Source organism: Micromonospora sp. NPDC004704 (genome assembly GCF_053601675.1).
In genome coordinates this window covers 310927-332081 of the sequence record NZ_JBSGCD010000002.1, presented here as the reverse complement: position 1 = coordinate 332081, position 21155 = coordinate 310927, and the positions used below count along the sequence as shown (strand labels likewise).

19 protein-coding genes are annotated in these 21155 nt (G+C 70.8%); 7 read left to right on the top strand and 12 right to left on the bottom strand.

The window, feature by feature from the left end:
• Positions 1–6: 6 nt before the first annotated feature.
• The 3 genes from ACWEFB_RS03760 to ACWEFB_RS03750 form a co-directional block, all read right to left on the bottom strand.
• A complete protein-coding gene (locus tag ACWEFB_RS03760) occupies positions 7–972 on the bottom strand; it encodes a PLP-dependent cysteine synthase family protein (protein ID WP_452281909.1) in 966 nt (321 codons plus the stop codon).
• A gap of 10 nt (positions 973–982) precedes the next feature.
• Complete coding sequence (locus ACWEFB_RS03755) at positions 983–1336, bottom strand: MoaD/ThiS family protein (RefSeq protein WP_326560679.1); 354 nt, start codon at positions 1334–1336, stop codon at positions 983–985.
• Between the two features lie 72 nt (positions 1337–1408).
• Positions 1409–1897 carry a M67 family metallopeptidase gene (locus ACWEFB_RS03750; protein WP_326560680.1) on the bottom strand — a complete coding sequence of 163 codons (489 nt, stop codon included), beginning with the start codon at positions 1895–1897 and terminating at the stop codon, positions 1409–1411.
• A 127-nt stretch (positions 1898–2024) separates the two neighbouring features.
• Between ACWEFB_RS03750 and ACWEFB_RS03745 the strand changes: the two genes are divergently transcribed.
• Positions 2025–2888, top strand: a complete 864-nt coding sequence (locus ACWEFB_RS03745; RefSeq protein WP_326560681.1) for an aldo/keto reductase — start codon at positions 2025–2027, stop codon at positions 2886–2888.
• A gap of 60 nt (positions 2889–2948) precedes the next feature.
• On the opposite strand, the gene ACWEFB_RS03740 is transcribed toward ACWEFB_RS03745, so the two are convergent.
• From ACWEFB_RS03740 to ACWEFB_RS03730, 3 genes are all read right to left on the bottom strand, one after another.
• Entirely contained in the window at positions 2949–3443 is a 495-nt protein-coding gene (locus ACWEFB_RS03740) for a DUF2017 domain-containing protein (protein ID WP_452282116.1), read from the bottom strand.
• Positions 3444–3507: 64 nt separating this feature from the next.
• Positions 3508–3798: an ATP-dependent Clp protease adapter ClpS gene (gene clpS / locus ACWEFB_RS03735; RefSeq protein ID WP_326563011.1), complete on the bottom strand. Its 291-nt coding sequence runs from the start codon at positions 3796–3798 to the stop codon at positions 3508–3510.
• Positions 3799–3902: 104 nt separating this feature from the next.
• On the bottom strand, positions 3903–5591 hold the full coding sequence (locus tag ACWEFB_RS03730) for a hypothetical protein (RefSeq protein ID WP_452281906.1): 1689 nt from the start codon (positions 5589–5591) through the stop codon (positions 3903–3905).
• A 208-nt stretch (positions 5592–5799) separates the two neighbouring features.
• On the opposite strand from ACWEFB_RS03730, the gene ACWEFB_RS03725 reads away from it, so the two are divergent.
• The 4 genes from ACWEFB_RS03725 to ACWEFB_RS03710 all read left to right on the top strand — a co-directional run bounded on the left by ACWEFB_RS03725 (position 5800) and on the right by ACWEFB_RS03710 (position 11765).
• Positions 5800–8493 (top strand): LuxR C-terminal-related transcriptional regulator, encoded by a 2694-nt coding sequence (locus ACWEFB_RS03725; RefSeq protein WP_452281904.1) that lies wholly within the window; start codon positions 5800–5802, stop codon positions 8491–8493.
• 53 nt (positions 8494–8546) lie between these two features.
• Positions 8547–9833: a nicotinate phosphoribosyltransferase gene (locus tag ACWEFB_RS03720; RefSeq protein ID WP_326560684.1), complete on the top strand. Its 1287-nt coding sequence runs from the start codon at positions 8547–8549 to the stop codon at positions 9831–9833.
• A 30-nt stretch (positions 9834–9863) separates the two neighbouring features.
• Positions 9864–10445: an isochorismatase family protein gene (locus tag ACWEFB_RS03715; protein ID WP_452281901.1), complete on the top strand. Its 582-nt coding sequence runs from the start codon at positions 9864–9866 to the stop codon at positions 10443–10445.
• Positions 10446–10520: 75 nt separating this feature from the next.
• Positions 10521–11765 (top strand): MFS transporter, encoded by a 1245-nt coding sequence (locus tag ACWEFB_RS03710; RefSeq protein ID WP_452282114.1) that lies wholly within the window; start codon positions 10521–10523, stop codon positions 11763–11765.
• An 81-nt stretch (positions 11766–11846) separates the two neighbouring features.
• On the opposite strand, the gene ctaD is transcribed toward ACWEFB_RS03710, so the two are convergent.
• The 4 genes from ctaD to eda all read right to left on the bottom strand — a co-directional run bounded on the left by ctaD (position 11847) and on the right by eda (position 16872).
• A complete protein-coding gene (gene ctaD / locus ACWEFB_RS03705; RefSeq protein ID WP_452281899.1) occupies positions 11847–13604 on the bottom strand; it encodes an aa3-type cytochrome oxidase subunit I in 1758 nt (585 codons plus the stop codon).
• Positions 13605–13796: 192 nt separating this feature from the next.
• The gene (locus tag ACWEFB_RS03700) at positions 13797–14903 is read right to left on the bottom strand and encodes an FAD-dependent monooxygenase (RefSeq protein WP_452282112.1); all 1107 of its coding nucleotides are present in this window, start codon (positions 14901–14903) and stop codon (positions 13797–13799) included.
• A gap of 116 nt (positions 14904–15019) precedes the next feature.
• Positions 15020–16117, bottom strand: coding sequence for a sugar kinase (locus tag ACWEFB_RS03695; protein WP_326560687.1), 1098 nt, complete (start codon positions 16115–16117; stop codon positions 15020–15022).
• Positions 16118–16119: 2 nt separating this feature from the next.
• Entirely contained in the window at positions 16120–16872 is a 753-nt protein-coding gene (gene eda / locus ACWEFB_RS03690; RefSeq protein ID WP_452281897.1) for a bifunctional 4-hydroxy-2-oxoglutarate aldolase/2-dehydro-3-deoxy-phosphogluconate aldolase, read from the bottom strand.
• A gap of 54 nt (positions 16873–16926) precedes the next feature.
• Here eda and ACWEFB_RS03685 point away from each other — a divergent pair, with 54 nt between their 5' ends.
• Both ACWEFB_RS03685 and ACWEFB_RS03680 read left to right on the top strand, forming a co-directional pair.
• The gene (locus tag ACWEFB_RS03685) at positions 16927–17721 is read left to right on the top strand and encodes an IclR family transcriptional regulator (RefSeq protein ID WP_452281895.1); all 795 of its coding nucleotides are present in this window, start codon (positions 16927–16929) and stop codon (positions 17719–17721) included.
• Between the two features lie 210 nt (positions 17722–17931).
• On the top strand, positions 17932–19080 hold the full coding sequence (locus ACWEFB_RS03680; RefSeq protein ID WP_452281893.1) for a GH12 family glycosyl hydrolase domain-containing protein: 1149 nt from the start codon (positions 17932–17934) through the stop codon (positions 19078–19080).
• 74 nt (positions 19081–19154) lie between these two features.
• Here the strand turns inward: ACWEFB_RS03680 and ACWEFB_RS03675 are convergent, their stop codons facing one another.
• Together ACWEFB_RS03675 and ACWEFB_RS03670 are read right to left on the bottom strand one after the other, a co-directional pair.
• A complete protein-coding gene (locus ACWEFB_RS03675) occupies positions 19155–20204 on the bottom strand; it encodes a hypothetical protein (protein ID WP_452281891.1) in 1050 nt (349 codons plus the stop codon).
• 528 nt (positions 20205–20732) lie between these two features.
• Entirely contained in the window at positions 20733–21122 is a 390-nt protein-coding gene (locus ACWEFB_RS03670) for a TOBE domain-containing protein (protein WP_326560692.1), read from the bottom strand.
• Positions 21123–21155 lie beyond the last annotated feature (33 nt).

The window sequence follows — 21155 nt, the reverse complement described above, 5'->3', positions numbered from 1 at the left end:
AGGGTCTCAGGCCCAGAGTTGACCCTCCAGGGCTTCCTCGGCGTCGCTGAGGGTGCCGCCGTAGGCGCCGGTGGAGAGGTACTTCCAGCCGCCGTCGGCGACCACGAACGCGACGTCGGCCCGGCGGCCGGCGCGTACCGCCTCGTGTGCCACCGCCAGCGCGGCGTGCAGGATGGCACCGGTGGAGAACCCGGCGAAGATGCCCTCCACCTCGACCAGTTGCCGGGTACGCAGCACCGCGTCCCGGGTCCCGACGGAGAACCGCCGGCTCAGTACGGTCGCGTCGTACAACTCGGGCACGTAGCCCTCGTCGATGTTGCGCAGCCCGTAGACCACCTCGCCGTACCGTGGTTCGGCGGCGACGATCTCGATGCCCTCGACCTTCTCCCGCAGGTACCGGCCGGTGCCCATCAGGGTCCCGGTGGTGCCCAGCCCGGCCACGAAGTGCGTGATCGTCGGCAGGTCCTGGAGCAGTTCCGGTCCGGTGGTCTCGTAGTGCGCCCGCGCGTTCGCGTCGTTGCCGTACTGGAACAGCATCACCCAGTCCGGGTGTTCGGCCGCTATCTGCTTGGCCGTCGCCACCGCCTGGTTGGAACCGCCCGCGTCCGGCGAGAAGATGATCTCCGCGCCGTACATCCGGAGGAGCTGGACCCGTTCGGTGGAGACGTTCTCCGGCATCACGCAGACCAGCCGGTAGCCGTGCAGCTTCGCCACCATGGCCAGCGAGATACCGGTGTTGCCGCTGGTCGGTTCGAGGATCGTGTCGCCCGGCCGGAGCCGGCCCGCCGCCTCGGCCGCCCGGACCATGTGCAGGGCCGGCCGGTCCTTGATGCTCCCGGTCGGGTTGCGGTCCTCGAGCTTGGCCCACAGCCGCACCGGCGGTGCCCCTTCGGGCACCGTCGGTGAGAGGCGCGGCAGACCCACCAGCGGCGTTCCGCCGCAGGCGTCGAGCAGGTTGTCGTACCGCGCCACGGCGGCCGCCTCAGCGGGTGGTGACCGGTGCGCGGCGACCCGTCGCCGCGCTGTGCGAGATGATCGCCGCAGCCGCGGCGAAGCCGAACGCGCCACCGGCCACGGCCGGCAGGATGGTCACGGTGTCGCCGTCGGCGACCTTCGCGTCCAGGGCGCCGAGGAAACGTACGTCCTCGTCGTTGACGTAGACGTTGACGAACCGGTGCAGGGCGCCCTCGTCGGTGACCAGCCGGCCACGCAGGCCGGCGTGGTTGGAGTCCAGGTTGGACAGCAGCTCGGCCAGGGTGTCCCCGGCGCCTTCGACGATCTTCGCGCCGCCGGTGTAGCTGCGCAGGATGGTGGGGATGCGAACCTCGATGGCCATGGTGTTACTCCTAAAGATGCGACGGTTTCGGAGGAAGGAGGGACTACGGACAGGGCGCCACCCGCGAGCGGGTCAGCGGCCGGAACACTCGTAGTCGACCGTCGTCGGGCTCTGCCCGAACATGTAGGACTGCACCGCGTGCGGGTCCACCGCGGCCTCGACGATCTCGACCGGCTCCTCGGTGACCACGCCGTCCACGATGCGGAACGAGCGGATCTCCTCGGCGTCCGGGTCACGGGTGGAGACCAGCAGGTAGTGCGCGCCCGGTTCACCGGCGAAGGAGACGTCGGTGCGGGAGGGGTAGGCCTCGGTCGCGGTGTGCGAGTGGTAGATCACCACCGGCTCCTCGTCCCGGTCGTCCATCTCCCGCCAGACCCGCAGATGCTCCATCGAGTCGAACTCGTAGAAGGTCATCGAGCGGGCGGCGTTGTCCATCGGGATGTGACGGGTCGGCCGGTCGCTCCCGGCCGGGCCGGCGACCACACCGCAGGCCTCGTCGGGGTGGTCCCGACGAGCATGCGCGACGATCGCGTCGCGGATAGCCCGGTCGATGCTCAGCACGGCACCAGCTTACCGCCTGATTCGGGGCCCCGGCGGGGGCCACCTCACCCGTGGACCCCCAGCCGGGTTAGCCCGGTCACGGGGAGGGAAGCTGTTAGTCGAGATGTGATCCAAGGAGGGCTCCGTCATGAAGAACCGCCGTATCGGCGCCGTCGAGGTGAGCGCGATCGGCCTCGGTGGCATGCCGATGTCGATCGAGGGCCGCCCGGACGACGAGAACCGGTCGATCCGGACCATCCACGCCGCGCTCGACGCCGGTGTCACGCTGATCGACACCGCCGACGCCTACCACCAGTACGCCGACGAGGTCGGCCACAACGAGTCGCTGATCGCCCGAGCCCTGGGCAGCTACGGCGGCGACACCTCGGACGTACTCGTCGCCACGAAGGGCGGGATGGTCCGGCCCGGCGACGGCACCTGGGGAACCGACGGCCGACCGGAGCAGATCCGGGCGGCCTGCGAGGCGTCGCTCAAGCGGCTGGGCGTCGACTCGATCGGCCTCTACCAGCACCACCGCCCCGACCCCTCGGTCCCGTACGCCGACTCGATCGGTGCGGTACGCGACCTGCTGGACGAGGGCAAGATCCAGATGGCCGGGATCTCCAACGCGAACCCGGACCAGATCCGGCAGGCCCAGGAGATCCTCGGCGGTCGGCTGGTGTCGGTGCAGAACCAGTTCTCCCCCGCGTTCCGCAGCTCCGAGCCGGAACTGCTGCTCTGCGACGAGCTGGGGATCGCGTTCCTGCCCTGGTCCCCGCTGGGCGGGATCGCCCAGGCGGGCGAGCTGGGCAACCGGTTCCAGCCGTTCGCCGACGTGGCCGCCGCCCGGGGTGTCAGCCCGCAGCAGATCTGTCTGGCCTGGCACCTGGCCCAGTCGCCGGTGGTCATCCCGATCCCCGGCGCGAGCCGGCCGGAGTCGATCCTCGACTCGGTGGCCGCCACCGCGCTGACCCTGGACGACGACGAACTGGCCACCCTCACCTTCGGGTGAACCATGGTCACGGCGAAGGGCCCCGGGTTTGCGCCCGGGGCCCCTCGGCGTACGCGTTGTCTAGTCGACCAGGGCGTTGAGCAGGGACTCCTGCAGGTAACCGAGATAGGCGTAGACGGAGAGCTGGAACACCCGGCTCGAGGTCGGATCCTGCAGGATCGCCTGGTCGAGTTCGTCACCCAGGTCGGTGCCGTCCTTGATCTCCAGCCGTACCCCCATCGCCAGCCGGGCGTCGTTGAGGGCGCGCAGCCACGCCTCGGCCGCCTCGGGATCGAGACGTACCTCACCACCGGTCTCCGGCGGCAGCCCGGCCAGGATCGCCCCGGCCTGGTCGATCTTGCCGGTCTTCAGGTCACCCTCGGTGTACCGGCGGAACTCGGCCGAGTTGGCCGGATCTTCGGGATAGATGTCCGGAAAGAGCCGGCCGACCACCGGATCGTCATGATCGAAACCGTCGGTGAGCAGGCCGACCACCTCGCCGGCGACCTTGCGCAGCACCCGTACCTCGTCCGCGGCGAAGGTGGCCACGCAGTGTTCGCCGTACCGACGGAACATGCTCACTCCGATTCCCCGCTGCCCTCGTGCGCCCGACCGGACCGAATAACCCGGTGCCCACTATTCACGACCGGTCGACTGTCGCCCAGAGTCCGTAGCCGTGCAACTGTGCCGCGTCGTGTTCCATCCGCTCACGGGCGCCGCTGGACACCACCGCGCGACCCTTGTGGTGTACGTCGAGCATGAGCTGCTCGGCCTTCTCGTGGCTGTAGCCGAAGAGTTTCTGCAGCACCCAGGTGACGTAGGACATCAGGTTCACCGGATCGTCCCAGACGATGGTGACCCAGGCCCGGTCGGAAACCGGCACCTCCTCGGTGTCCGGCGTCTCGACTGGTGCGATCTGGGGAGCCGCCATGCCCTCCATCGTGCCACTGCCCCACGGGAACTGTTGAACCGGAACGCCGCCGTTGTCCGGAAGTTGGCGCGGAAAGATCTTCGGCGGTTGGCGCGGGGGCATGCCTAGGCGAGCAGGATGCCGTGGTCGACGGCGTCGTTCAGCACCGTACCCAGGGAGACCTGGACCGCCTCGAACCGTCTGGTCAGCTCGCGGGCCAGCTCCAGCTCGACCTCCCGCAGCGCCCGCTGGAGCCAGGACCGGCCCTTGGGGGTGTCGGCGTTCGCCGGGTTGCGCCAGTGCTGGTAGCAGCCGCCGGACAGACCGGCGCCGATCGGCGGCAGGACCGTCCCGCCCAGCTCGCCGGGGTACGCCGCCAGCGCCTGCACGGCTCGCGCCCCGGTGACCGTGGCGACCCCGCCGGTGCTCGTGACGAGCAGCACCCGGGCCAGTTCCCGGCCGCCCCGGTCCTCGGCGAACCCCCACCGTACGGCGACCGCCACCCGTCGGCGTACCGCCTCGTCCGGTGGCTGGCCGAAGACCCGGGTGAGGGTTTCGGTCAGGATCCGCTCGACGCCCAGGTCGGACTCGGCGACGGCACGCAGCGACAGGGCGTGCAGTTCGCGGTCCAGCGCACCGGGCAGCGCCCGGCACCCGCCGCCGAAGACGAGTTCCTGCACGCAGCGCAGGTGGATGTGGGCGAGTTCGAGGGCGAGGTGCTGGCGGAGCCGGTGGGCGCGGGTATGCACCTCCCGGTCGAGCCAGTCGGCCCAATCCGACTCGTGCGCGTCCCGGGCCACCGGGACGGTACGGGTGGCGTTCGGCGGCACCGGGGGATGCGCGGCGACCCGGCGCATCGCCTCCCGGTCGGCCCAGTCCACCAGCACGCCGCGCAGCGGGCCGGTGTCCCCGTACTTCGGGTCGACGGCGAACCAGTCCGCGTCGGCCAGGGCCGGCACCGCGGCCAGCAGGGCGGCCCGGTGCGCGGCGAGGATCACCCGCGTCGGACCGGGATCGCGCGCGTCCAGGACGTAACCGATGTCCGGGCCGAGGTCGTCCTCCGGACGCAGCGGCCCGAGGTTGGTGTCGGCCTCCGGCCAGCCGTCCGCGCCCGGGGTGACGGCGAAGAAGACCTTCGCCTCGCCCCGCGCGACCTGGGTCAGCAGGTCCAGGTCGGCCAGGCCCAGCGCCTGGTCGGCGGAGATCACGAACAGCAGCGCACCGGACCGCTCGACCACGTCGAGCAGGACCCGGGTGCCGGCCAGCCCGAGACTTCCGGTGTCCGGGGCGTCGACCAGGTCGAAGCGGCGCAGCAGTGGCTCGGGGTGGGTCAGTTCGACCCGGCGGGGCGGGCGGGCCAGGGCCGGACCGGCGGCGGTCGCCCCGGTGGCGTACCCGTGCGGATCCCGGTAACCGGGGACGTAGGCGGCGCCGGTGACCTCCCGGCCGTGCCGTACCACCAGGTAGCTGCCCTCCGGTGCCCGCAGCCCGGACTCGTCGGTGTCGAGCAGGGCGGCGAGCACGGCGGTGCGGTCCGCTCCGGCGGGTCCGACGGCCACCACGGCGAGCGGTTCGTCGGGCGCGGGGTCGACCAGCGCGGCGTCGACGCGGGGCTGTTCGGTGCCGGCGGGTGCGGGGCCGGGCTGTGCGCGTACCTCCGCCGGGTCCGGTGCCTCGGCGGGTCGGCCGCCGTCGACCTCCGAGCCGGCGAACGTACGGACCGGGCCGGGACCCGCGTCCGGTCGGTCGCCCTCCGTGCCGGCGGCGTCGGCCGGGCCGGAACCGGTGCTGCTGTACCGCGGTCCGGACTCCATGCGGGCGGCCTCCTGAACCAACTGGCGGCGTCCGACGGATCACGCCGGACAGGTACGAGTCCGGCATTAACACCGAACAAGGAGAACGCTACGTGTCGATGCCCGCACGCTGCGAGCAGCGTTGTTACTCATCGGGAACCGTAGCCATACTCAACTCCGGCGCGTCGCGAGTCACACCTGGAATGAGTTGGATCGATATGCTGCGGGGATGGCGATCCCCCTGTGGAACTTCGTCGGCCGCGCGGCTGAGATTGACCGACTGACCGCCGCCGCGACCAGTTCACGCGGTCGCGGCCTCATTTTCAGTGGTGACGCCGGGATCGGCAAGAGCAGGCTCCTCCGGGAGGCGGTCAAACGGCTGCCGGCGGACCGGTTCGCAGTCTGGCACGCGTCCGGGAACATCGCCACCGGCGGACTTCCGCTCGGCGGCCTGGCCCAGGTGCTGCCGGCCGACCAGCCGGCCGGACTCTCCGCCGCGGGCGTGCTGCGCTGGGCGCTCGACGCGCTGCACCAGCAGGCCGCCGGCCGGACCATCGTGCTCGCCATCGACGACGCCCACCTGCTCGACCAGTCCTCGGCCGCGCTGGTCTACCTGATCGCGCACGCCGAGAACGCCAAGGTGTTCTGCACCGTACGCATCGGCGAGGAGATCCCGCTGTCGATCCGGGCACTGTGGAGGGACGACCTGGTCGAGCACGCGGAGCTGAGCCCGATGGGCCCACCCGAGGCGCACGACCTGCTCAACGAGATGCTCGGCGGCCAGCTCGACGGCATCTCCGCCGACCGGCTGTACAGGTACTCCCAGGGCAACGCGCTCATGCTGCGCGAGCTGGTGATCGCCTCGATGACCAGCAACGAGCTGGTGCAGAGCGAGTTCGGCACCTGGACCTGGACCCGGTCCGGCCCGGTGGAACTGGCCCCGAGCCTGGAGGAGTTGATCGACACCCGGATCGGGCAGCTCAGTCCGGGCGTACGCCAGGTGCTCGAACTGGTCGCCCTGGGCGAGCCGATCGGGCTGCGGCTGCTGCAGAACGCCACGGACGAGTTGGACGTGGAGACGGCCCAGGAACGCGGCCTGATCCGCGAGTTCCGCGATGACCGTCGCACCAACGTGCAGCTCGCCCACCCGCTCTACGGTGATCTGGTCCGCAAGCGGTGCCCGGCGACCAGGGCCCGGCGGTTGAAGGCCGAACTCGCCGACCTGCTCCAGACCACCGGCAACAAACGCCGCGACGACGTGCTGCGGCTGGCGGTGTTGCGGCTGGATTCCGGCACCGCACAGGATCCGGTCCTGCTGCTGGAGGCGGCAGTGCAGGCGTTCGGCCGGTTCGACGTACCGCTCGCCGCCCGGCTGGCGCGGGCCGCGCTGGACACCGGTGGCGGGTTCGACGCCGCCGAACTGCTCGCCACCATCCTGATGTTCACCGACCAGCCGGAAAAGGCGATCACGGTCCTCGACGGCATCGTCGACCAGGTCGACTCCGACGAGCGGCGCGGCCGTTACCTGACCGTACGCGGGATGGTGACCTACTGGGGGCTCAGTCAGCAGTCGACGGTGAAGGAGATCTCGGCCGCGGCGGATCAGCTCACCGACCCGCCGGCCCGCGCCCGGGTACGCGCCTTCGAGGCGATCATGCGCCTGCACCAGCTCGAGTTCGCGGACGCGCTCCGGCTGAGCCGGGCCGTGCTGGACCGGCCGGCGGCCAGTCTCGCCGCCCGCGGGCTGGCCCGGTGCACGATCGCGCACCTGCAGGCGGCCCAGGGTGAACTGCTGCACAGCGGACGGGCAATCGCCGGGGTGGAGGCGGAGGCGGCCCTGTGGCGTACCGACATGCCGTACCTGCAACTGGCCCTGGAACTGGCCCGGGGCACCCGGCTCGCCCTCGCCGGTGACCTGCGCGGCATCGACGCGATCGTGGCCGCCGAGTTCGCCGACCTGGCGGTGGCCGGGGACTTCCGGCTCGGTTCCGGTTACCTGTCGATCCTGCGCGCCCAGGCCGCCCGGCTGCGGGGCCGGACCGCGGACGCGTTGCGGACCAGCACGGACGCGTGCGCGATGCTCGCCACCAGCCGGGTGTTCGCCGGCCTGGCGCACGCCGAACGGGCCCACGCGGCGGCGCTGCGCGGTGACACCGTGCAGGCCACCGACGCGATGGCGGCCTCCGATCAGACACACTCATCCGGGATGGCGATCCTCTACCCGTGGCGGGAGCAGGCGCGGGCCGCCGTACTGGCCGCTACCGGCAACCTCGACGGTGCCGCCGGCCACCTCGTCAAGCTCGTCGGCAAGCTCCGCGAGGACAAGCTCACCGGACACGAGATCCTGGCCCTGCACGACCTGGTCCGGCTGGACCGTGCCGACACGGAGGTCGGGCAGGCCACCCGGGAGGGGCGGCGGCAGAGCGTGGCGCACCGGCTCACCGAGCTGACCGAGGTGGTCGAGGGTGTGCTGCCACCGCTGCTGGCCCGGCACGGCCGGGCGGTGGCGGCCCGGTCCGGCGACGATCTGCTGGCGGTGGCGGACAGCTTCGACGAGTTGGAACTGACACTCTTCGCCGCCGAGGCGACGGCGATGGCGGTGGCCCGGCTCCGCGAGGCCAAGTCATCCCGTGCGCACGAGGCGAACGTACGGCTCAGCGCGCTGCTGGAGCGGTGCGACACCGTACGGAGCCCGGCGCTGACCGCCGAGCAGCCGGCCCTGACCGAGCGGGAGCGCCAGATCGCCCGGTTGGCCGCCGGTGGCGTACCGAGCCGCAACATCGCGGAGCAGCTCTACATCTCCACCCGCACGGTGGAGAACCATCTCCAGCGGGTCTACACCAAGCTCGGGGTGGCCGGGCGCGGGGAACTCTGGCCGGCGCTGCGGGCACTGCCGGACCACGACGGCAAGACCACTGGATGAACGCCTGTGGACATGCCGTCCCGGCCGAACGGGCCCGCGCTTAGGCTAGACGGGTGAGCAGTCCCCGTTCCTCGTTGCTGACCGACCACTACGAGCTGACCATGGTCAGTGCCGCACTCAAGGACGGCACCGCCGACCGGCAGTGCGTGTTCGAGGTGTTCACCCGCCGGCTGCCCACCGGACGGCGTTACGGCGTGGTCGCCGGCACGGCCCGCCTGGTCGAGCTGATCCGCGAATTCCGCTTCGACTCCGCCGAGGTGGACTGGCTGCGCGAGGCCGGGGTGGTCGACGAGCAGACCGCCGCCTGGCTGTCCCGGTTCCGCTTCACCGGCGACATCGAGGGGTACGCCGAGGGCGAGTTGTTCTTCCCCGGTTCGCCGATCCTGACCGTCTCCGGCACCTTCGCCGAGTGCGTGATGCTGGAGACCCTGGCCCTGTCGGTGCTCAACCACGACTGCGCGATCGCCGCCGCCGCGGCCCGGATGGTGACCGCCGCCCGTGGCCGTACGGTGATCGAGATGGGTTCCCGCCGGGCGCACGAGGAGGCTGCGGTCGCCGCAGCCCGGTCGGCGTACCTGGCCGGTTTCGGCTTCACCTCCAACCTGGCCGCCGGGCAGCGTTACGGGATCCCGACGGCGGGCACCGCCGCGCACGCGTTCACGCTGCTGCACGACGACGAGGCAGCGGCGTTCGCCTCGCAGGTGGCGGCGCAGGGCAAGGGGACGACGCTGCTCGTCGACACGTACGACATCGCCCAGGGCATCCGGAACGCGATCGCGGTCGCCGGCCCGGACCTGCGGGCGATCCGGATCGACTCGGGTGACCTTTCGGTGCTGGCGCACCACTCGCGGGAGTTGCTCGACTCGCTCGGCGCCACCGAAACGAAGATCATCGTCTCCGGCGACCTGGACGAGTACGCGATCGCCGCGCTCGCAGCCGAACCGGTCGACATGTACGGCGCCGGTACGGCGGTGGTCACCGGATCCGGCGCGCCCACCGCCGGGCTGGTCTACAAGCTGGTCGAGGTCGACGGGCGTCCGGTGGTCAAGCGGTCGGAGAACAAGGCGACCGTCGGCGGGCGCAAGGTGGCGATCCGCCGGCACAAACCGACCGGTACGGCGACCGAGGAGATCGTGGTCTCCCAGGGGGTGCCCGACCACCGGCCCAACGACCGGTTGCTGCAGCGCAGCTTCGTGGTCGCGGGCGAGCCGGTGGAACTGCCCGGCCTGGTCGAGTCCCGCGAGCACCTGCGGCAGTGCCTCATCTCGATCCCCTGGGAGGGGCTCAAGCTCTCCGCGGGCGACCCGACCATCCCGGTCACCGTGGTGCCCACGACCTGACCTCGGAACGACCCGAAAGGCGCTACCCAGATGAGCAGAGCACTGATCATCGTCGACGTGCAGAACGACTTCTGCGAGGGCGGCTCGCTCCCGGTCGGCGGCGGCGCGGGGATCGCAACGAGGATCTCCGACCTGCTGGAAACCGAACCTGACCGGTGGCAGCACGTCGTGGCGACCAAGGACTACCACGTCGACCCCGGCGCCCACTTCAGTGAGCCGGCGGACTACGTGGACTCGTGGCCGGAGCACTGCGTGGCCGGGACACCGGGCGCCGATTTCCACCCGAACCTGCGTACGGACCCGATCGAGGCGGTGTTCCGCAAGGGGGAACGGTCGGCGGCGTACTCCGGGTTCGAGGGGTTCTCGGACGGCGGCGAGACACTGGCCGACTGGTTGCGCGGGCGCGAGGTCGACGCGGTGGACGTGGTCGGCATCGCCACGGACCACTGCGTACGGGCGACCGCCCTCGACGCCGCCCGGGAGGGCTTCGCCACCACCGTCCTGCTCGACCTGACCGCCGGGGTGGCCCGCCTGACCACCGACCAGACGGTCACCGAGCTGGACGAGGCGGGGATCATCCTCCTGGGTGAACCGGTGATCCAGGCGCGCTGAGCCGGCCAGCGAGGCGCTGAGTCGGGGATCGCGCCGTAAAACCCGGTGGCGCCGGTGTCCCACCCCTGGGCCAGGATGGTCCGGGAGGTACGGACCGTGTTGGATTTGAAGCCTTACCGGAAAGCGCTCGCGCTGCCCGGGCTCCGCCCGCTGCTACTGGTGTCGATCCTGGCCAGGGTGCCGATGGCGGCCTCTGCCGTGGTGCTGACCCTGCACGTGGTCGGTCTGGGGTACGGCTACGCCGCCGCCGGAGCCGTCGGGGGTGTGATGACGGTCGGCTCGGCCCTCGGCGCACCCCTGCTGGGCCGGCTGGTTGACCGGCGGGGCCTGCGGCCGGTACTGCTGCTGACCACGATCGCCTCGGCGGTCTTCTGGCTCACCGCACCGCACCTGTCGTATCCGGTCCTGCTCGGCTCGGTGCTGTTCGGCGGTCTGCTGACCCTGCCGGTCTTCTCCGTGGTCCGGCAGTCGATCGCCGCGCTGGTCCCGCCGGAGCGGCGCCGGCAGGCGTACGCGCTGGACTCGATGTCGGTCGAGGTGTCCTTCATGACCGGGCCGGCGCTGGCCGTGCTCCTGGCCACCACCGTGTCGCCCGAGGTCACCATGTTCGCGATCGGTGCCGGCATGGTCCTGTCCGGGGTGATCCTGTTCGTGCTGAACCCGCCGACCAGGACGGCGGCGGAGGCGACCGCTCCGGGGCGGCCGGTGGCGCGCCGGGAGTGGCTCACCCCTCGGCTGATCGGGCTGCTCGCCATCAGTGTGGCCGGCACCCTGGTGCTCGGCGGCACCGACGTCTCGGTGGTGGCGGTGCTGCGCGAGCACGGCCAGGTCGGCTGGACCGGGGCGGTGCTGACGATGTGGGCGGCGTACTCGCTGGTCGGGGGCTTCGCGTACGGTGCGCTGTCCCGCCCCGTCTCCCCGTTGCTGCTGACCGTACTGCTCGGTCTGGCGACCATCCCGGTCGGACTCGGCGGCGGCCGGTGGTGGCTGCTGAGCCTCGCGCTGCTGCCCGCCGGTGCGCTCTGCGCGCCCACCCTGGCGGCCACCGCCGACGCGGTCAGCCGGCTCGTCCCGGCCAGCGTGCGCGGTGAGGCGATGGGCCTGCACGGCTCCGCCATCACCGTCGGCGTGGCCCTGGGCGCCCCCCTGGCCGGCGCCATAATCGACACGACATCCCCCGCCTGGGGCTTCGCCGCCACCGGCCTCCTAGGCGCCCTAACCGCCCTCCTCTCCCTCCCCCTCCACCCCCACCGCCCCGATCCGGCGTTGATCATGAAGTTAGCGCACCCAGAGCGCGAAAAATCCGCGCTAACTTCATGATCAACGAGCTGGGGTGGGGGTGGGTGGGGATGCGGAAAGGCGCCGCCCCGTGGGGGCGGCGCCTTTCCGTGGGTTGGGGTTTTAGCGGCGGTCCAGGTCGGAGGCGGTGTCTTCCTGGTAGCTGGCGCCGCCGTCGGACTCGCTGGTCAGGGGCTTGGCGCCGCCCTCGGGCGGACCGGCCAGGGAGTGACCGGCGGCCAGTTCCGGGAACTTGAGGTCGAATGCCGGGCGCTCGGAGCGGATCCGGGGCATCCGGTCGAAGTTCCGCAGCGGCGGCGGCGAGCTGGTCGCCCACTCGAGCGAGTTGCCGTGACCCCACGGGTCGTCGACCTCGACCACCGGACCGGTCTTGTACGACTTCCAGACGTTGTAGATGAACGGCAGCGTGGAGATACCGGTGATGAACGCGCCGATCGTGGAGATCGTGTTCAACGTGGTGAAGCCGTCCGAGGGCAGGTAGTCGGCGTACCGCCGGGGCATGCCCTCGGCGCCGAGCCAGTGCTGCACCAGGAAGGTGGTGTGGAAGCCGACCATGGTGAGCCAGAAGTGCACCTTGGCCAGGCGCTCGTCCAGCATCCGGCCGAACATCTTCGGGAACCAGAAGTAGATCCCGGCGAAGACGGCGAACACGATGGTGCCGAAGAGTACGTAGTGGAAGTGCGCCACCACGAAGTACGTGTCGGAGACGTGGAAGTCGACCGGCGGGCTGGCCAGCAGTACGCCGGAGAGGCCACCGAAGAGGAACGTGACCAGGAAGCCGACCGCCCAGAGCATGGGCGCCTCGAAGCTGATCTGGCCTCGCCACATGGTGCCGATCCAGTTGAAGAACTTCATGCCGGTCGGTACGGCGATCAGGAAGCTCAGGAACGAGAAGAACGGCAGGAGCACCTGGCCGGTGGCGAACATGTGATGCGCCCAGACGCTCATCGACAGCGCGGCGATACCGATCATCGCACCGACCATGCCCTTGTAGCCGAACATCGGCTTGCGGGAGAAGACCGGGATGACCTCGCTGATGATGCCGAAGAACGGCAGCGCGACGATGTAGACCTCGGGATGGCCGAAGAACCAGAAGAGATGCTGCCAGAGCATCGGTCCGCCGGTGGCCGCGTCGAAGACGTGCGCCCCGAGTATCCGGTCCGCGGCGAGCGCGAACAGGGCCGCCGCGAGCAGCGGGAAGACCATGATCACCAGCAGGCTGGTGACGAGGATGGCCCAGGTGAAGATGGACATCCGGAACATCGTCATGCCGGGCGCACGCAGCGTGAGGATCGTAGTGATCATGTTCACGCCACCGAGGATGGTGCCCAGACCGGAGATGGCCAGGCCGACGATCCACAGGTTGGCGCCGACACCCGGCGAGTTCTCCACACTGCTCAGCGGCGCGTAGGCGAACCAGCCGAAGTCGGCGGCGCCACCGGGGCTGACGAAGCCGCCGAGGGCCATCGTCCCGCCGAACAGGTAGAGCCAGTACGCGAAGCTGTTCAGCCGGGGAAAGGAGACGTCCGGCGCGCCGATCTGCAACGGCACCACGTAGTTCGCGAACGCGAACACGATCGGCGTCGCGAAGAACAGCAGCATGATCGTGCCGTGCATGGTGAACAGCTGGTTGTACTGCTCGGCCGACAGGAACTGCAGTCCCGGCCGGGCCAGCTCGGCGCGCATCAGCAGCGCCATCAGGCCGCCGATCATGAAGAACGCGAAAGCCGTGATCATGTACATGATCCCGATCTGCTTCGCGTCCGTCGTACGCAGCAGCCGCGCGATGGCCGAACCCTTTACCGGCTGGCGGACCGGCCAGGGCCGGGTCACGATCGGCTTCGGTGCGACGGTGGTCACGAGTGGCCTCCGGTTCTCGTTGGTCCCACTGCGCCCACAGATCTGATCCGCACGCGCTGTTGATTCTCTGTTGGCCGTATCTCGGAGGCGAGAATAGTCCCCAGCAGCGGCGGCTCCGGCGCCGGGTGGCCGGATGCGCCGTCGGGGGCGGTCCACCGGCTTTTGCCGCAGCGACGGCGTCGCGGTGCGCGGTTACGCGGGATCGAGTAGTAACCGGTAGTGCTCGGCGAAGATCCGGGCGCCACGTCCGCGCAACAACGGATCGCGCAGCGGTGGCGGCACGTCCCTGGTCCGGTCCCGGTCGCGGGTCCGGTCCAGCACCCATTTCGTACGGGGGCGCCGACGACTCTCGTACCGCGCCAGCGCCTCGGTCACGGTCTCCGCCGCAGCGAGCGCACGGGCCAGCACCAGGGCGTCCTCCAGCGCCATCGCGGCGCCCTGGGCCAGGGTCGGGGCGGTGGCGTGTGCGGCGTCACCCACCAGCACCACCCGCCCACGCGACCAGCGTCCCAACTCGACCTCGTCGCTCGTACCGACCCGCACGGAACGGATCGCGTCGAGTACGGCCGGCACCGGGCCGCCGTACTCGGCGAAGCGTTCCCGCAGTCGGGCGATCGGGTCGTCCGGCAGGTCGGCGCAGGTTTCGTCGGCGTAGCAGTGCAGTCGGCCGGCACCCATCGGCACGACCACGAAGGCGGAGTGCTGGCCGAGCAGCGCGGTCCAGTCGGTGACCCTGGGTCCACCGGTGACCACGCTGCGGTAGACGATCTGACCGACCTGCCGGGCCGGACCGCCGAGGGCGGCCAGCGTTCGCACCGTGGAGTGCCGGCCGTCGGCCCCGATCACCAGGTCGTACTCGCCCTGGCGACCGTCGTCGAAGGTGACCGAGACGGCGTCGCGGGCGAGTTCCAGGGTGTTGATCCCGGTGGCGTACCGGACCTCGCCGCCGGCGGCGGTCAGCAGCACCTGGTGCAACTCGGCCCGGGGCAGCGCGCGGCACTCCCCCACGCCGGACCAGAGCAGACCGAGGTCCACCTCACACAACCGGCGCCCGCGTACGTCGAGGAAGCGCTGCCGGCCGATCACCTGGCCGAGTGGCCGGACCGGGCTGTCCAGGCCCAGGTCACGCAGGGCGCGGGCGGCATTGCCCGGAAGGTAGATGCCGCCCGCGATCGCCATCGGCGCGGACTGCCACTCGGTGACCTCCGGCCGGAAACCGGCGAGCCGGAGGGCGCGAGCGGTCGCCAGACCGGCGATGCCCCCGCCGACGATCAGGATGCGAAGGGTGGAACCGAGCATGTTGGTGACGCCTCCGGGAGGGGACTCGGCACGCGTTGAAGCCAAGACGCTACTCCGTGCGATCCCTCACCGATAGCACCGCGCGGGATGGCGCCGAGCCCTCCCGTTTCCGGTTGTCAGCGCTGTACGCGGGCTCCGGCACCCCGCATCAGCGCCTCAACCTCCTTACGGCTAGCCATCGACGTGTCACCGGGAGTGGTCATGGCGAGGGCGCCGTGGGCGGCACCGTACTCGACCGCGAGGGCGAGGTCACCGTGTTCCATCAGCCCGTACACCAGGCCGGAGGCGAAGCTGTCGCCGCCGCCGACCCGGTCCAGGATCTCCAGCCCCGGCCGGTGGGTCGCCTCGACGAATCCGGAGTCGGCCGACCAGGCCACCGCACCCCAGTCGTTGACCGTGGCGCTGCGTACGGTGCGCAGCGTGGTGGCGACGACCCGGAAGTTGTCGTACTCCTTGGTCACCGCCTCGATCATGCGACGGAAGTTCGCCGCGTCCAGGTCGGCGAGGGACTCGTCGGTGCCGGGCACCTCGAAGCCGAGCGAGGCGGTGAAGTCCTCCTCGTTGCCGATCATCACGTCGACGTAGCGGGCCAGCCGGCGGTTGACCTCCTGCGCCCGCGCCTGCCCGCCGACCGCCTGCCAGAGGCTGGGCCGGTAGTTGAGGTCGTACGAGATGACCGTCCCGTGCCGGCGCGCGGCGGACATCGCCGCCTCGATGGTCTCCGGGGTGGTCTCGGAGAGGGCGGCGTAGATGCCCCCGGTGTGCAGCCAGCGCACGCCCAGCGTGCCGAAGAGGTGGTCCCAGTCGACGTCGTCGGCGCGGAGTTGACTGGCGGCGGTGTGCCCCCGGTCCGAGGTGCCGACCGCGCCCCGTACGCCGAACCCCCGCTCGGTGAAGTTGAGTCCGTTGCGGACGGTGCGCCCGATCCCGTCGTACGGCAGCCACTTGATCAGCGCGGTGTCCACGCCACCGGTCAGGACCAGGTCCTCCAGCAGCCGGCCCACCTCGTTGTCGGCGAACGCGGTGACCACGGCGGTACGTTTCCCGAAACAGCGCCGCAGCCCACGGGCGACGTTGTACTCCCCGCCGCCCTCGAAGGCCCGGAACCCACGGGCGGTACGCACCCGACCCTCACCCGGGTCGAGCCGCAGCATGATTTCGCCGAGCGACACCAGGTCGTAGCGGCACTGGTCGGCGGGACGAAGCTCGATCACGGTCACACCTGGCTCCCGGTGGTGGTGCCGCCGGTGGCGGCGTGGGCGGCGGATACGGCGGCGGCGGTCTGCCGGGTGACCTCGTCCCACCGGCCGGCGGCGAGCAGGGCCGGGGCGACCATCCAGGTGCCGCCGACCGCGAGGACCGCCGGGTGGGCGAGGTAGTCGGGCAGGTTGGTGGTGTTGACCCCGCCGGTCGGGATGAACCGAACCGACCGGAACGGCGCGGCCAGCGCCTTGATCATGTTGAGCCCGCCGAGCTGCTCGGCCGGGAAGAACTTGACCGTGTCCAGTCCGGCGTCGAGGGCCATCTGGATCTCGGTCGCGGTGGCGGCACCCGGAAAGACCGGTACGCCGAGTTCCTGGCAGTGCTTCACCACGGCCGACCCGAACCCGGGGCTGACCACGAACCGGGCACCCGCCTGCACCGCCCGGTCGACCTGGGCCGGGGTGAGTACGGTGCCGGCGCCGACCAGCAGGTCGGGCCGCTCGGACATGAGCGCGATGGCCTCGGCGGCGGCGTCGGTCCGGAAGGTCACCTCGACGGTGTGCAGGCCGCCGGCGGTCAGCGCGGCGGCGAGCGGAACGGCCGAGGCCGCGTCCTCCAGCACCACCACGGGCAGGATCCGCCCCGCCGCGATGGCCGAGGGCACCGAGTGCCGCCCGTCGCCGGTCCCGGCGGCCGTCGAGGTCGTGGCCGAACCGGCGACCGAGGCCGAATCCGATGATTGTTCAGGATGATGAACGCTAGTCACATACGTGACCCTACTGCGGCCATACCGGGTGTCAAGCGGGCTAGAGTGACCGGCATGACGAGCACCGCCGACGCGACCAGGGGCGAGGCCTTCCAACCGGTGAAGTCCGCCGGGCGGACCCTGGACGTGCTGGAGGCACTGGCCGACGGTGCCGGTCCCCGTTCCCTGGGCGACCTCGCCCGCGCCCTGGCCATCCCGAAGAGCAGCCTGCACGGCATCCTGCGCACGATGATCCAGCGCGGCTGGGTCGAGGCGGACGCCACCGGCACCCGGTTCGGGCTGGGCGTACGCGCCCTCCAGGTGGGCGCGGCGTACCTGGAGACGGACACGGTGACCGGGCTGCTCAGCGGGGTGCTCGACCAGCTCGCCGCGCAGTTCGGCGAGACGGTTCACCTCGGCCGGCTCGACGGTCCGCACGTGGTCTACCTGGCCAAGCGGGAGTCGGTGCACCCGCTGCGGCTCTACAGCGCGATCGGCCGGCACCTGCCGGCGCACGCCACCGCACTGGGCAAGGTGCTGCTCGCCGAGCGCCCGGACGAGGCGGTCGACCGGCTCCTGCACTGGCCGCTCACCGCGCTCACCGGGCGGACCATCACCGACCCCGGTGCGCTGCACGACGAGCTGGCCGCCATCCGGTCACGGGGTTACGCGATGGACCGCGAGGAGAACACCGAGGGCATCGTCTGCTTCGCGATGGCCGTACCGCTCCAGGCTCCGGCCACCGACGCGATCAGCCTCTCCATCCCGGCCACCCGCCTCGACGCCACCAGCGAGGACCGGATCGTCGCCGCCCTCACCGCCACCCTGGCCCAGATCCGGGCCGCCCGCCCCCTCCTGCCCGCCCTCTGACCCGACCCGCCGGGTACGGCGTTCACCCAGCGGAACGGATGCCGGGCGCGCTCTTTCGTCGCGGACACCCACGGCCGGCGCCGAGGTTGCGCTTAACTTTGACGCATGTAAATGTATTGCGTAGTGATGGGAGCGCTCCCGGAACCACCACCAGGGAACACACCCGCACCAGTCACGTCTCCACGGCCACCCACCGTCCAAGGAGCATCCATGAGAACCGTCCGCGCCATCGCGGCGGCCGGCCTGCTCGTCGCGGGTTCGCTCGTCGCCATCGTGGCCGCCGGCCCGGCCCAGGCCGACACCCAGATCTGCGAGCAGTACGGCACCACCACGATCCAGGGCCGCTACGTGGTCCAGAACAACCGCTGGGGCACCACCGCCCAGCAGTGCATCAACGTCACCTCGACCGGCTTCTCGGTGCTGAGCCAGCAGGGCTCCGCGCCGACCAACGGCGCCCCGGTGTCGTACCCGTCGGTGTATCTCGGGTGCCACTACGGCAACTGCTCACCGGGCAGCAACCTGCCACTCCAGGTCAGCCGGATCAGCAGCGCCACCAGCAGCATCAACTACACGTACGTCGGCGGCGCGACCTACAACGCGTCGTACGACATCTGGCTCGACCCGGCACCGAAGACCACCGGGGTGAACCAGATGGAGATCATGATCTGGTTCAACCGGCAGGGCTCGATCCAGCCGATCGGGTCGCGTACCGGCAGTGCGACCGTCGGCGGGCGCACCTGGGAGGTGTGGACCGGCAACAACGGCGGCAACAACGTCATCTCCTACCTCGCCCCGTCACCGATCACCAGTTGGAACTTCAGCGTGCTCGACTTCATCAACGACGTACGCAACCGGGGCGCGATCACCAACTCCTGGTACCTGACCAGCATCCAGGCCGGATTCGAGCCGTGGCAGGGCGGCGCCGGCCTCGGCGTCACCTCGTTCGCCGCCGCGGTCAACAGCGGCACACCACCCACCAACCCGCCGACCACGCCGCCCACCGGCGGGCCGCCCACCACCCCGCCGCCGAACCCGGGGACCGGTAGCTGCCGCGTCGCCTACACCTCGAACTCCTGGCAGAACGGTTTCACCGCCGACGTCGGCATCACCAACACCGGGTCCACCCCGGTCAACGGCTGGACACTGGCCTACAACCTGCCGTCCGGGCAGCAGGTGACCAGCGCGTGGAACGCCACCGTGACCCAGAGCGGATCGGCGGTGACCGCCCGGAACATCGGTTGGAACGGCACCATCGCCCCCGGTGCCACGGTCACCTTCGGGCACCAGGGCACACATGGCGGCGGCTACACCCCGCCGACCGCGTTCACCCTGAACGGGACCGCCTGCACCAGAGGCTGAGCCACGCCGGGGCTGACTTCGCCCCACCCCTGGTCGTCCGGGACGCGGCCCACCGGACCCGGACGACCAGGGGCTCAGAAGTCGCGCCGTACGGGTGCGGCACCGCCGGGTGAACCGAAGGCGGGCCAGCCCTGCGGCGCCATCGCCTGCACGGGTTGCTGCGGCCGGACGGGTGCCGCCCCGGCACCGCCTTTGGGCGGCAACGGCGCACCGAGGGCGAGTGCCCCGTACGGGTATCCCGCGTCGGCGAAGACGACCCGGCTCAGGTCCTGCCCCGGCAGGTCGGCCGGCAGGTCACGGGGTTCGCCCGGCGGCAGGACCGGCGCGAGCGCCTGGAACACCGCCCGTACGCGGTCACCTCGGTAGTCGGCCGGCGAGTACGTCGCCCGCAGCAGCGCCCCGCCGTACGACAGCGGCACGACCTCGGCGAACGCGCCGGTCTCCCGCAACGCGGCGATGCCACCGAGGCGGCCGAGCAGCTCCTCCGGGCAGAGCGTCACCCACTCGTACCCGCGCAGGTAACCGCGGCTGGACTGGGCCGACTCCTCGACCGGTCGGGCGAGCACCGAGTCGAGCAGGGTGGCCGGCGCCACCGTACCGGCGTTGATGACGATCTCGCCGTACGACGGGTTGGCCACGTCGCCGACCCGTCGGGTCAGCTCGACCAGCGCCGGAAGCACCTGCGCGAGGCGTCCCGGACGGCCCTCGAAGCCCACCGACACCTGCAGCTTGAGGTGCCGCTGGTGGGCGAACCGGAAAACGTAGAGTTCGAGTTCGGAGGCGACGGCCGACGGATCGACGTCTGCCCAGTGCGCCGAGAGCTGGTAGAGCCCCTCGGTCAGCCCGTCCGCCCAGCGCTGCGGCCGGCGGCGGCGGGCCCGCCCGTCCGGGTGCTGCTCGTACGCGCTCAGCGACAGCCACGGTTCGGGTGCCCCCGCCGGTTGGACGAACGGCAGCAGCAGCCGGCTGGCCTCGTCGTACCAGTGCTGCAGCAGCGCGAGGCTGCGGGACGGATCGTCACCACAGTCCAGATAGAGCAGACAGGTAGCAAAATCGGGTTCCGACTCGCTGTAGTGTCCCCACATCGACGGCACAGGACCGCCGTGGTTCCCTTCATTGTTCATCTTTGCGCCTCCCCATGGCTCCACCCCAGGTCCCTATCTCCACACACCCGCTACGCCCGACCTTTTTCCTCGGGTGCAGGGCCGGGTCGAGTGGTTCGGTCACGTGGGTGACGCCACTTTGCCCTAGATCTGCGAGAAAATCCACGGGCAACGCGCAGCGGCACCACCCATACTGACCGTTAGTCACGGAATTGACAGTGCGGGCGTCCGGATCGGTAATACACCAGGTCAGGGCGGCAAGACAACATCGCTCAATGGGCCCCGTCACAACACTCTGCGTAGTCGAGGCGAATGATCGGCCTGTCACCGGAGGCATCCGCCATGGTCGGCGCCACGGAACCGGTTACGGCAATCGAGGCCATTACACAGAGGTGCCCACCACTCACGATCCGAATTGGACGACCGCGTTGCGTCCATCCCACCAATCGGTAGGGACGGGCCTCTTCCTATCGTTTTCAGTATTGGAAGTGGCCCTTACCGACATCCGGATCCGATCGGTCGGATCCGCGGGGGACGGGGCCCGATCGGTCAGGCTCGTTCCACCACCACGGTGGTGGACTTGATCACGGCGACGGCGGTGGAACCCACGTCCAGGCCGAGTTCGTCGACCGCCTCACGACTCATCAGCGACACCACCCGGAACGGTCCGGCCTGGATGTCGACCTGCGCCATCACCGAGTCCCGGCTGACCGCGGTCACGATCCCGCGCAACCGGTTGCGCGCCGAGGACCGGCCGGTGCCACCGTCGGGTGTCTCGGCCAGCGACCGGGCGAAGCCGGCGAGATCCGTACCGGCGATGCTCCGGTGGCCGTGCTCGTCCCTGGTCGCGGCGAGCCGACCGGCGTCCACCCAGCGCCGTACCGTGTCCACGCTGACCCCGAGCAGGTCGGCCGCCTCGCCAATCCGATACGTCGCCACCCGACCACCCTAGAACCGTACCGGCGTCGGGAT

Excerpts from the sequence above, each read along its gene's own strand:
- ACWEFB_RS03755 (WP_326560679.1), bottom strand. The coding sequence starts at position 1,336 with ATGGCCATCGAGGTTCGCATCCCCACCATCCTGCGCAGCTACACCGGC.
- ACWEFB_RS03745 (WP_326560681.1), top strand. The coding sequence starts at position 2,025 with ATGAAGAACCGCCGTATCGGCGCCGTCGAGGTGAGCGCGATCGGCCTC.
- ACWEFB_RS03740 (WP_452282116.1), bottom strand. The coding sequence starts at position 3,443 with ATGTTCCGTCGGTACGGCGAACACTGCGTGGCCACCTTCGCCGCGGAC.
- clpS (WP_326563011.1), bottom strand. The coding sequence starts at position 3,798 with ATGGCGGCTCCCCAGATCGCACCAGTCGAGACGCCGGACACCGAGGAG.
- ACWEFB_RS03730 (WP_452281906.1), bottom strand. The coding sequence starts at position 5,591 with ATGGAGTCCGGACCGCGGTACAGCAGCACCGGTTCCGGCCCGGCCGAC.
- ACWEFB_RS03725 (WP_452281904.1), top strand. The coding sequence starts at position 5,800 with ATGGCGATCCCCCTGTGGAACTTCGTCGGCCGCGCGGCTGAGATTGAC.
- ACWEFB_RS03715 (WP_452281901.1), top strand. The coding sequence starts at position 9,864 with ATGAGCAGAGCACTGATCATCGTCGACGTGCAGAACGACTTCTGCGAG.
- ACWEFB_RS03710 (WP_452282114.1), top strand. The coding sequence starts at position 10,521 with ATGGTCCGGGAGGTACGGACCGTGTTGGATTTGAAGCCTTACCGGAAA.
- ACWEFB_RS03700 (WP_452282112.1), bottom strand. The coding sequence starts at position 14,903 with ATGCTCGGTTCCACCCTTCGCATCCTGATCGTCGGCGGGGGCATCGCC.
- ACWEFB_RS03685 (WP_452281895.1), top strand. The coding sequence starts at position 16,927 with ATGACGAGCACCGCCGACGCGACCAGGGGCGAGGCCTTCCAACCGGTG.
- ACWEFB_RS03680 (WP_452281893.1), top strand. The coding sequence starts at position 17,932 with ATGAGAACCGTCCGCGCCATCGCGGCGGCCGGCCTGCTCGTCGCGGGT.
- ACWEFB_RS03675 (WP_452281891.1), bottom strand. The coding sequence starts at position 20,204 with ATGAACAATGAAGGGAACCACGGCGGTCCTGTGCCGTCGATGTGGGGA.